The sequence below is a fragment of the Selenomonadales bacterium genome, from assembly GCA_017442105.1.
GTDB lineage: Bacteria > Bacillota > Negativicutes > RGIG982 > RGIG982 > RGIG982.
Map to the genome: position 1 here is coordinate 1 of JAFSAX010000049.1, position 12057 is coordinate 12057.

9 protein-coding genes are annotated in these 12057 nt (G+C 49.7%); 1 reads left to right on the forward strand and 8 read right to left on the reverse strand.

Features of this window, described 5'->3' with window-relative positions; all coding sequences use genetic code 11:
• Positions 1 to 249 (forward strand): hypothetical protein (locus IJN28_01920; GenBank protein MBQ6712532.1); only part of this gene is annotated, 249 nt, incomplete at its 5' end.
• Positions 250 to 338: 89 nt separating this feature from the next.
• On the opposite strand, the gene sstT is transcribed toward IJN28_01920, so the two are convergent.
• The 8 genes from sstT to IJN28_01960 form a co-directional block, all read right to left on the reverse strand.
• A complete protein-coding gene (gene sstT / locus IJN28_01925; protein ID MBQ6712533.1) occupies positions 339 to 1532 on the reverse strand; it encodes a serine/threonine transporter SstT in 1194 nt (397 codons plus the stop codon).
• Between the two features lie 45 nt (positions 1533 to 1577).
• Positions 1578 to 2948, reverse strand: a complete 1371-nt coding sequence (rlmD, locus tag IJN28_01930; GenBank protein MBQ6712534.1) for a 23S rRNA (uracil(1939)-C(5))-methyltransferase RlmD — start codon at positions 2946 to 2948, stop codon at positions 1578 to 1580.
• A gap of 76 nt (positions 2949 to 3024) precedes the next feature.
• A complete protein-coding gene (gene gatB / locus IJN28_01935) occupies positions 3025 to 4464 on the reverse strand; it encodes an Asp-tRNA(Asn)/Glu-tRNA(Gln) amidotransferase subunit GatB (GenBank protein ID MBQ6712535.1) in 1440 nt (479 codons plus the stop codon).
• Positions 4461 to 5930, reverse strand: a complete 1470-nt coding sequence (gene gatA, locus IJN28_01940; GenBank protein MBQ6712536.1) for an Asp-tRNA(Asn)/Glu-tRNA(Gln) amidotransferase subunit GatA — start codon at positions 5928 to 5930, stop codon at positions 4461 to 4463. The genes gatB and gatA overlap by 4 nt, the downstream gene beginning before the upstream one ends.
• A 14-nt stretch (positions 5931 to 5944) precedes the next feature.
• Complete coding sequence (gene gatC / locus IJN28_01945; protein ID MBQ6712537.1) at positions 5945 to 6235, reverse strand: Asp-tRNA(Asn)/Glu-tRNA(Gln) amidotransferase subunit GatC; 291 nt, start codon at positions 6233 to 6235, stop codon at positions 5945 to 5947.
• Between the two features lie 78 nt (positions 6236 to 6313).
• Positions 6314 to 8332, reverse strand: coding sequence for an NAD-dependent DNA ligase LigA (gene ligA / locus IJN28_01950; GenBank protein ID MBQ6712538.1), 2019 nt, complete (start codon positions 8330 to 8332; stop codon positions 6314 to 6316).
• Between the two features lie 10 nt (positions 8333 to 8342).
• On the reverse strand, positions 8343 to 10568 hold the full coding sequence (pcrA, locus tag IJN28_01955; protein ID MBQ6712539.1) for a DNA helicase PcrA: 2226 nt from the start codon (positions 10566 to 10568) through the stop codon (positions 8343 to 8345).
• A 95-nt stretch (positions 10569 to 10663) separates the two neighbouring features.
• Positions 10664 to 12040 carry an aminotransferase class V-fold PLP-dependent enzyme gene (locus IJN28_01960; protein ID MBQ6712540.1) on the reverse strand — a complete coding sequence of 459 codons (1377 nt, stop codon included), beginning with the start codon at positions 12038 to 12040 and terminating at the stop codon, positions 10664 to 10666.
• Positions 12041 to 12057: the final 17 nt, after the last annotated feature.

Genomic DNA, 12057 nt, shown 5'->3' on the forward strand with positions numbered 1-12057 from the left:
TATTGCCAAGCAGATAAAACGATCGTTCTTCTCTTGACTGAAACGATCATGGACGACGATAACGACGAATATCGTGCCAACATCAGAATGCGTGCTTTCGCCGTAACACCGAACAAGATTTTGACTCATGTTCAAACAAGCCGTGACGATCATTCTCGCGCGAGCAACCTCAGAGCGAAAAAAGGAGCTTTCGATGCAGCTCTTGACGATATCTTAACAGAGATCGCCCCGTCAAAAGAAAAGAAATAAAACGACAATATCCGCTTACCGTTTTCGGCAAGCGGATATTTTTTATAGGCATACAAAAAGGCTTACCTTTCGGTAAGCCTTTTAGCATTTTATTTGTTGCGATTCATAGCTGCTTCTGCTGCTGCCGTGAATACTACGTCAGTCGAGGAGTTAAGACCCGTTTCACAGGAGTCTTGGATCACACCGATGATGAAACCGATACCAACGACCTGCATTGCGATGTCGTTCGGGATACCGAAGAGTGCGCAGTTAAGCGGGATCAAGAGGAGCGAACCGCCTGCTACACCGGAAGCACCGCAAGCCGACAATGCGGATACGAAGCAAAGGATAACTTTAAGAGCGAACGGAACTTCGATACCGAGCGTATTAACGCAAGCGAGCGTCATAACAGCGATCGTGATCGCAGCACCTGCCATGTTGATCGTTGCGCCGAGCGGGATCGATACGGAGTAATTGTTTTTATCAAGACCAAGCTCTTCGCAAAGACGCATGTTAACAGGAATGTTAGCTGCGGAGCTGCGCGTAAAGAATGCCGGAATGAAGGATTCTTTGAGGCATTTGAATACGAGCGGGAACGGATTTTTGCCCGTCTGCGTGAATACGATGATCGGATTCACAACGAGTGCAACGAATGCCATGCAGCCAACCAATACAACGAGGAGTTTACCGTATTCAACGAATACTTCCGGACCGTTTTCAGTAACCGTCGTGAATACCAAGCCCATGATACCGAACGGAGCGCAGTTGATGACCCAACGAACAGCCTGCGATACAGCGTCGGAAACGTGCATCATGAAATTTTTCGTCGTGTCATTTGCTTTTCTAAGACCAAGACCGAAAATGATAGCCCAAGTCAAGATACCGAGGTAGTTCGCGTTCACGATGGAACCGACCGGGTTAGCAACGAGATTCATAAGGAGCGTTTTGAATACGTCCGTAATATCACTTGCTACGTTGAAGCCTTCTACCGCAGCTACTGCGCCGAGCGGGAGCGTGAGCGGAGTCATTTCGCAAGCGAGTACTGCAAGAAGCGACGCGGAGATCGTACCGATGAAATAGAGAACAACGATACGGCTCATCGTTTTGCCGCCGCCTTTTTTTGCATTGGCAACGGATGCAAGTACCAATACGAATACCAATACCGGTGCGATCGCTTTCAATGCACCTACGAAAAGGGAACCGAAAATGCCGATACCGGTTGCACTCGGGAATGCGATACCAAGAATAGTACCGACGATGAGACCAACGATAATGCGTTGAACTAAGCTCAACTTACTAAACATTTTTTCACATCTTCTTTCTTTATGTAATTTTGTATTTGCAACTGCTTATTCTGCACGTCTTAGAAGTGCCACACTTTCGACATGGCTCGTCTGCGGAAACATATCGACAGGCTGAACTTCTTCGGCACGATAGCCAAGCTCATTTAGCACAGCGATATCTCTGGCAAGAGAAGCAGGATTGCACGAAACGTATACGATACGTTCGGGGTTCATGCGGGCAAATGTTTCGAGAACGATCGGGTCACATCCGCTGCGCGGCGGATCGACGACGACGACATCGGCACGAACACCTTGTTCATAGAGCCGTGGCATGACTTCAACTGCATCACCGACGAGAAATTCCGCATTGGTGATACGGTTAGTTTCTGCATTTTTCTTCGCATCGCGAATGGCAGGTGCCACGATCTCTATCCCATATACTTTTTTTGCTTTTTGCGCCAAAAAGAGCGAGATCGTACCTGTACCGCAGTACGCATCAATGACCGTTTCATTTCCGTTTAAGTCCGCATATGCTAAAGCCTTTTGATAAAGAACGTCGGCTTGCGCCGTATGTACCTGGAAGAACGACTGTGCCGATATATCGAACATAAGCTTGCCAATACCGTCCTGTATCGTCTTCTGTCCCCATAGACAGTGTGTTTCCTGTCCCAAGATGACGTTGGTACGTTTCGGATTGATATTGTGCATGATACTGACGAGTGCAGGCACTTCACCCCGAAGACGAGCGACAAACTCCTCTGCCTTCGGAAGCGTCTTCGTTTTTGTCACGATGACTGCCATTGCTTGTCCGCCCGCACCGACGCGACCGATGATGTGGCGTACCACACCGCGATCGTCTTTTTCGCGATATGCGGGGATCTTCATCTCTGTCAATATCTTCGATGCCGCCTGTACGATATGATTGTTCGCGTCCATCTGAATATGACAATTTTCTGTCGCGATGATATCATGCGATCCTTTCGCATAACAACCGATGATCGTTCTGCCCTTCTTCTCCCCGACAGGGAACTGCATCTTGTTGCGATACAGCCACGGCGACGATGCACCGAGCGTCGGATGAACGGTAAGCGCAGTCTGCTTGCCAATACGCTGAAGCGCATCAACGACTTGCTGACGTTTGGCGATCAGCTGACCATCGTATGAAAGATGCTGAAGCTGACAGCCTCCGCACGTTTCATAGATAGGGCATATCGGCTCTACACGCTCTTCAGACGGAGCGATCACTCGGACGAGCGAACCCACCGCATAATTCTTCTTCACGAGCGTGATCTTTGCCAATACGACTTCGCCGACGAGTGCACCGGGAACAAAAACCGTAAAATCATCTTTACTCCCTACTCCTTCGCCACTATGTCCCAAACTGCGAATCGCGATCTCATATTGCTGATGTAACGTAACAGGACATTCTCGTTTCACAAGCGTTCTCCTTTTATGATCTTTATCAGGCTTTGTTATATAAGACAAACAGGGAGAAAGCCTCCCTATCTGCTTATTACGACAACATTTTCGCCAAGAGCTCGTTTACCATACCCGGGTTTGCTTTACCTTTGCTCTGGCGCATAACTTGACCGACCAAGAAGCCGATCGATTTTTTATTACCGTTTTTATAATCTTCGACCGGTTTCGGGTTATCAGCGATAACACGTTCTACGATCGCTTCGATCTCTTTTGTATCAGTGATCTGAACGAGACCTTTTTCTTCTACGATCTTCGCAGGATCGTCACCCGTTTTCCACATTTCTTCGAATACGGTTTTCGCGATCTTCGACGAGATCGTACCTTTGCCAATAAGCTTGATAAGGTCTGCCAACTGGCTTGCCTTAATGAGCATATCAGCAAGCGTTTTGCCTTCGTAGTTGAGATGCTTCGATACGTCACCCATGAGCCAGTTAGCCGCGAGTTTCGCATCGGCACCGGCCTGACATACTGCGTCGAAGTAGTCAGCCATCGCACGTGTTGCGGTGATAACACCTGCATCATATGCAGAAAGACCACATTCTTCTGTCAAGCGTTTGCGGCGCGCATCGGGAAGTTCGGGAAGCGATGCACGAATTTCTTCGATGCGTTCTTCGCTCGTTACGATCGGCACAAGGTCAGGCTCGGGGAAGTAGCGGTAATCGTGCGCTTGCTCTTTGCTGCGCATCGAGAGCGTGATACCTTTTGCTTCATCCCAAGTTCTCGTTTCCTGAATGATCTTGCCGCCTTCGTCGAGGATATCGGCTTGACGTTCGATCTCATATTCAAGAGCACGCTGAACCGTTTTGAACGAGTTAAGGTTTTTCATCTCAACTTTCGTACCGAATTTTTCTGCGCCCCATTCACGAAGCGATACGTTGACGTCGCAACGAAGACTGCCTTCTTCCATTTTGCAGTCGGATACTTCAACGTATTCGAGAATGCTCTTCATTTTCTCGAGGTATGCAACTGCTTCTTCAGGCGAGCGCATATCCGGTTCGGATACGATCTCGAGAAGCGGTACGCCTGTACGATTGTAGTCTACGTTCGAGTAGTCGGACGACGTGATCGTCGAGCCCGAGTGAACGAGTTTACCTGCGTCTTCTTCCATGTGTGCACGCGTGATACCGATGCGTTTCGTTTCACCGTTCACTTCAATAAAGAGATGACCGTGTTCAGCGATCGGAAGATCGAGTTGCGATGTCTGGAAGTTTTTCGGCAAGTCGGGATAGTAGTAGTTTTTACGGTCGAATTTGCTGAATTTCGAGATCTGACAATTGAGTGCAAGACCTGCTTTGATGCCGAATTCGACAACTTTTTCATTCAATACGGGAAGTACGCCCGGAAGACCAAGACATACAGGGCATACGTTCGTATTCTGCGGAGAGCCGAACGTCGTTGCACAACCGCAGAAGATCTTCGTATTCGTTTTCAGCTCGCTGTGTACTTCAAGACCGATAATTACTTCGTATTTCATTCGTTACCCTCCCCAACAGGTGCGACCTGGTTTGCATACGCATGATTCTGTTCAAACGTATAAGCCGCACGAATCAGTGTGTCTTCCGCAAGCGGTTTGCCGATCATCTGAAGACCGATCGGAAGTTTGCCCGCGAAACCGCACGGGACGGAGATAGCCGGTACGCCTGCCAAGTTGACAGGGATCGTGCAAACGTCCTGCAAGTACATTGCGATCGGATCAGCGATCATACCGCCGATCTTGAAGGCAGTCGTCGGTGCCGTCGGTGTAACGAGGATATCGACTTTTTCGAACGCACGTTCGAAGTCTTGTTTTACGAGCGTACGGATCTTGAGCGATTTCAAATAGTATGCATCGTAGTAGCCTGCGCTCAGCGCATACGTACCGAGCATGATGCGGCGTTTGACTTCGGGGCCGAACGCTTCACTGCGCGTTTTTTTGTACATGTCGACGATGTCCGTACCGTCTGCACGATAACCGAAGCTGACACCGTCATAACGTGCCAAGTTGGAGCTTGCTTCTGCCGGTGCTACGAGGTAGTAAGCCGACACAGCATACTGTGTATGAGGCATCGAAACTTCGACGATCTCTGCGCCGAGTGCTTCGAGCTCTTTTACTGCCGAACGGATAGATGCTTCGACTTCGGCATCCATACCTTCAACGAAGTATTCTTTCGGCAAACCGATCTTAAGACCTTTGATATCACATACGAGCGATTTCGTATAATCGGGTACGTCTGCGTTGATCGACGTGGAATCGCGATGATCGTAACCGCAAATCGCGTTCATAACGTGTGCGCAGTCTGTTACGTCACGAGTGATAGGACCGATCTGATCGAGCGACGATGCGAACGCAACAAGACCGTAGCGCGATACACGACCGTAGGTCGGTTTCATACCGACGACACCACAGAACGATGCCGGCTGACGGATCGATCCGCCCGTATCGGAGCCGAGTGCCCAAATCGCTTCACCTGCTGCAACTGCCGCCGCACTACCGCCGCTGGAACCGCCCGGTACTGCCGTCAAGTCCCACGGATTGCGCGTAACGTGGAACGCAGAGTTCTCTGTCGAACCACCCATAGCGAATTCGTCCATGTTTACTTTACCAAGCATAACAGGGCTGACTTCCTGCAACTTTTCCATAACAGTCGCATCGTAAGGCGGAACGAAGTTCGCAAGCATTTTCGACGAACAAGTCGTTTTGATGCCTTTCGTGCAGATATTATCTTTGATAGCGGCAGGGATACCTGCCAAGAACGGCACTGCTTCGCCGTTTGCAATACGTGCATCGACAGCCTGTGCCTGTGCCAGAGCCAGCTCACGCGTCTCGGTCACATATGCTTGTACACTATTTTCTACCGCATCCATGCGCGCCAACAAGTCGTTCGTCAATTCAACAGAAGAGATCTGTTTTGCTCTGAGCAACTCATTAAGTTCATGGGCTGTTTTCTGATATAAGCTCACGCGTTTTGCCTCCCTTATCCTTCAATTACTTTCGGTACTTTGAAATAACCGTCTTCCTGTTCGGGCGCATTCGAAAGTGCCAATTCGCGATCAAGCGAAGGACGGACTTCGTCTTTGCGCAGAACATTTTGAAGCGGCAATACGTGTGCAGTCGGCTGAATACCTTCTACATCAACTTGATTCAATACGTCTGCATACGCCAAAAAGGAGTTGAAATGTTCGGTGTACTTATCAAGCTCTTCTTCAGGAAAACTAAGACGCGCCAACTGTGCAACGCGTTCTACTTCCGCACGCGTAATTTTCATATTGTCACCATCCATCTTTCAAAATCTAAAAACGTAAATAACTTATATATTATACCATGTTTATCCGTAACTCGCACCCTATTTTTCAGCAAAAAGCGCAAGAAATTCCGCTTCATTCAGCACTGTAATGCCGAGCGACTGTGCTTTTGTCAATTTACTTCCCGCTTCGCGACCCGCAACGACATAGCTCGTCTTTTTACTGACGGAAGATGTCACTTTACCGCCGACAGCTTCGATCATCGCACCTGCTTCACTTCTCGTCAGCGTGTCAAGCGTGCCTGTCAAGACGAATGTCATACCCGCCAGTGTCGTCGCCGTCCGTTCTGCCTTTTCTTCCGTCATCTTGACGCCGTACATATCGAGTCGTTTTACAAGACGCAGATTGTCTTCATCGGAGAAGTAGGCAATGATGCTTTCGGCGATCTTCTGCCCGATATCGTCGAGCGCGACAATTGCTTCGTAATCGGCTTCGATGAGAGCTTCCATCGAACCGAAATGCTCTGCCAATACAGCTGCGGCTTTGACACCGACATGGCGAATACCGAGCGCAAAGAGCAGTCTGGCAAGACCTGCCTCTTTACTCGTTTCTATCGCTTTCAGGATATTATCTGCCGACTTCTCACCCACACGATCGAGCGTGAGAAGTTCTTCTTTCGTTAACGTATAGAGGTCTGCCACATCGCGTACCAGTCCGCTTGCTACCATCGAGGTCAAGACAGACGGGCCGATGCCATCCATGTTCATGGCACCGCGCGACACGAAATGAAACAACCCTTCTCGTCCGCGTGCAGGGCATTGCGGATTGGTACATTTGCGGGCGGCTTCCGATTCATATCGCTCGGCAGGTGCTCCGCACTCGGGGCAAACAGTCGGCATGACATAGACCTCTTCCGCACCCGTACGTTTTTCTGTCAGTGTACGTACGACTTCGGGAATGATCTCGCCTGCTTTGTGCACGATAACTGTATCACCGATACGGATATCTTTCATTTTGATATAGTCTTCGTTATGAAGCGTCGCACGGCTTACCGTCGTGCCCGCAAGCTGTACGGGGCGAAGCGCCGCTGTCGGTGTCAAGACGCCTGTTCTTCCGACGCTGATGACGATATCTTCTACGACCGTTTCCGCTTCTTCGGCAGGGAACTTATACGCCGTAGCCCACCGCGGGTCTTTCGCTGTTTCACCAAGACGAGCGCGGTCGGCAAGGTTGTCCACCTTGATAACGATGCCGTCTATCGCATAATCGAGCGCATCTCGTTTATCCTGCCAACTGACCGCATAGTCAAACAGCTTGTCAATGTTATCGAACGATTCATGGACAGGGCTTGTCTTGAATCCGAGTTTTGTCAAGTATGCAAGCATTTCCTGATGTGACTTGAGTTCTACACCTTCTGTTACACCGACGGCATACCAAATGGCATCGAGCGAACGCTCTGCCGTAATGCGCGGATCGAGCTGCCGAAGCGAGCCTGCCGCCGCGTTGCGCGGATTGGCAAAGAGCTGTTCGCCTTCTGCTTCGCGTTTCCTATTGAGCGCATGGAACGCATCTTTCGGCATGTAGACTTCGCCGCGCACTTCCAAGACAGTCGGGATATCGACCTCGTTCGAACGAAGCACGAGCGGCACCGAGCGGATCGTCTTGATATTCGTCGTGACATCTTCCCCTTCGCGACCGTCGCCACGCGTCACACCACTGATAAGAACACCGTTTTCATACGTGAGATTCATCGCCAATCCGTCTATCTTGTGTTCCACGACATACGTGACAGGCGCATCTGTGCCAAGTCCGCTTCGCACACGCTTATCGAATGCAGTAAGTTCTCCTTTGGAAAAGACGTTACCAAGACTGCGCATCGGTGTACGATGTACCACACGGTCAAACCCTTCGAGCGGAGCTCCGCCGACGCGCTGCGATGGCGAGGTAGCCGTCACAAGCGAAGGATACTCTGCTTCCCATGCGATGAGTTCTCGCATCAGCGCATCGTACTGTGCATCGCTGACAGTCGGCGCATCCATCACATAATACGCATATTCGTGTTGTGCAATGATCGCACGAAGTTCTTCTATTTTTTGTTTGGCTTTATTTTCATCCATCATAGACCTCCTCCTATGCACGTTTCAGCGGTGCATATTTTGCTAAGAGAAGTTTGATTCCTTGTCCGGGGAAAGCGACTTTGAGTTCTTGGTCGCCGACCTCACCTTTGGCCGCAACGATCGTTCCGATGCCCCATTTTTCATGCTCAACCTTATTACCGACACGCCATTCGACCGCACTACTGTTCGCACCTACAGTACCCATCGGTTTCGTTTTCGCCTTCGGCATGAGATTGCTTCCGCGCGGCTGCGAAGACATCATCTTCGATGCACTCGTTTCTCGAATCTCATATTTGTTCACCGACTTGCTGACAGCCTTCTGTAAGAGATTCTGCGGGATCTCTGTGAGGAAACGCGACGGCGGATAGCTGACCGTGCGACCGAAGAGAAGGCGCATCTTCGCATTCGTCACGTACAATTTGCGACGCGCACGTGTGATGCCGACATAGCAGATACGTCGTTCTTCTTCAATCTCTGCCTCATCTGCCAATGTTCTTGCATGTGGGAAGATACCCTCCTCCATCCCTGCAAGAAATACAATAGGATACTCCAGTCCCTTCGCTGTATGAAGTGTCATCAACGTGACCTTGTTCACATCGTCAGTATCTGCTTCATCGACATCGGATACAAGTGCAACATGACTGAGGAAGTTTTCGAGATTTTCTTCCATCTCCCACGCCGCAAAATCTTTGGCAACACTCTTGAACTCCTGCAAATTCTCAATACGAGCTTCACCCTGCGGTGTCTTGTCTTTTTCAAGTTCTGCAAGATAACCCGATTCTTCGATGACCTTGCCGATAAGCTGTTCGATCGAGATCATGCTCTGCTCATTCATCCAACAGAATATGAGTTCCGCCAATCGTTCAAGTTCCGCCCGCACCTTCTTCGTCAGACCTTCTACCATATCATGGTTTGCAATGGCATCAAAGAGCGTCATCTCATTCGCCTCAGCATATGCTTCGAGCTTCGCAATGGAAGCATCACCGATCCCGCGTTTCGGTACATTGATGATACGCATCAAGCTGACAGCATCCTGCGGATTATATATTACCCTCAGATACGCAAGAACATCTTTGATCTCTTTGCGTTCATAGAATTTGAGTCCACCGACCATCGTATACGGAATGCCTGTGCGCATCAGACCTTCTTCAAGCGCACGCGACTGTGCATTCGTGCGGTAAAGAATAGCGATATCGCCATACTTCGCATGATAGAGCGTCTTGCATTCCAAGATGCGATCGGCAATATACTGCGCTTCTTCGCGCTCGTTATATCCTGTGAAATAAGTAATCGCCTCACCCGTTGCATTTTCTGTCCACAGCTTCTTCGGCTTACGATTACTGTTATGCTCAATGACAGCATTCGCCGATGCAAGGATGTTTTTTGTCGAGCGATAATTCTGCTCGAGCTTGATAACGACGGCTTCGGGATAATCCTTTTCAAAGTCTAAGATATTACGGATATCCGCACCGCGCCAACCGTAGATGCTCTGATCGATATCACCGACGACACAGAGATTGCGCGAAGCCCCCGACAACAGATGTGCCAAGAGATACTGCGCTCTGTTCGTATCCTGATACTCGTCGATCAATACATAGTGGAATTTTTCTTGATATTTCTCTCGCACTTCTTCATTCGTCGACAAGATATGCACGGCAAAAAGCAAAAGATCGTCAAAATCGAGCGCATTGTTGTTGCGCAGTTTCGCCTCATACAGAGCGAATACTTCGCCGACCTTCTTATCAAAGAACGTGCTTGCCTGTTGCTGGAATGTACGCGAGTCGATAAGTGCATTTTTCGCATTCGAGATGACTGCCTGGATCGTAGACGGCTGATACTGCTTTTCGTCAAGGTTCAATTCTTTGAGGCAAGAACGTACGACCGTCTTACAGTCCGTCGTATCGTAAATGACAAAGTTCGTCTGATATCCCGGAATATGTTCGATCTCCATGCGCAAAAACCGCGCACAGAACGAGTGGAACGTACTGAGCCAGATATCTTTTGCCTGCGGTCCGATGAGCTTTTCGACACGTTCCTTCATCTCGGCCGCCGCTTTATTCGTAAAGGTGATCGCCAGAATATTCCACGGGCGAACACCGTGATAGAGCAAATTTGCAATACGGCACGTCAAGACTTTCGTCTTGCCCGAGCCTGCTCCTGCTACAACGAGAAGCGGTCCGTCCAAGGTTTCTACCGCCCGCCGCTGCTGTTCGTTTAATCCATCCAATATTTCATTCATATCGTTTTGCGTTCCCCTTTATCCAATACTAGAAAATAATAATATTCGGCGAAGCCTACTTCTTTTCCTGTTCCTTCGCGCTGTTTCAACCACCTTTACGGCAAAATTCTCTGTTTTAATTTCAGCCAATCGAACGGTGCTTCTTCACGTTCCGCCATTGATGAATATTTTTCTCGATAAGCACGTTTGTGTCGCACGATATGCCTCAGCAATCTTATGAGCCGTTCGATATCCTCCTCTGTATTACAAAACGAAAGACTGACACGCACCAGCCCGGGGAGCGATACCTCTCGATGCTTGCGATAATAGTCCACCTCATCTTCACTCAGCCCCAACAGCCTAACGACATACGGATGCGCACAGAACATCCCGCTTCTTACTGCGATACCATCCTCATACGACAAGATACGACTGACCATGCGATGGTCTATCCCGTCGAGAGCAAATGATACAAGGCTGACACTATCATCCTCGCCGCCATACAGCTGAATCCCATCGATACCTTTCAATTCCCGCACCAGACTGCGCAGGAGATGTCGTTCCCACTTCGCAAGTTCAGCCCGCCCGACTTCTTCGAGGATACGAATAGCCTCCGTCCATGCCGTAACACCTATCACATTCGGCGTTCCCGCCTCATCCTTATACGGTGATTCATTCCAATCGAGTGAAGTATGTGTCACAAATCGTGCCACACCGCCTCCGACAAGAAACGGTCTTGCCTCTGCCAACACATCCTGCCTGCCGATCAGCGCACCACAACCAAACGGCGCGTACATCTTATGTGCCGAAAACGCAAGAAAGTCAACCGCTTCTTCCGATGACCGCCCCATCATATCAACACGTATATGCGGCGTTATCTGCGCTCCGTCAACGACCAACATCGCACCATGACGATGCGCGATACGTGCCATCTTGCCGAGCGGATTCGTATATCCTGTCACATTCGATGCGCCTGTCACGCAGACGACCTTCACCCGCCCGCCGTATCGCATAAGCATCGCCTCCAGCGTATCGCATGACAATCTGCCCTTCTCATCAACAGGAACGACATCCACCTGCCCAACCACACGCCACGGCAAATAGTTTGCCAGATGCTCCATCTCCGTAACCAAGATAACATCATGTTCTCTGTCCAAACGCGCTCCAAAGATATGCGCCAGCAGATTGAGCGATTCCGTCGTATGCTTCGTATAGATAAGCGTATATGTCTTCGTATCGGCACCGACAAAGCGCATCAACTGTGCACGCCCTCGTTCATACACATCGGACGATACCATCGACTTATATCCAAGTCCTCGATGAACAGAAGAATACACCTCCGAAAAATGAAAAATCCGCTCCATGACACCATGAAGCGGAGAAGTCGTTGCCGCATGGTCGAAATTGACTACAGCAACGCGTTTCCCACCGATCGGCGGCACGAAGCAGTCTGTGCCGACGACGAGCTTTTTCCAATCATTTTGATATCCCATATTAGCCCTCTCCTTGA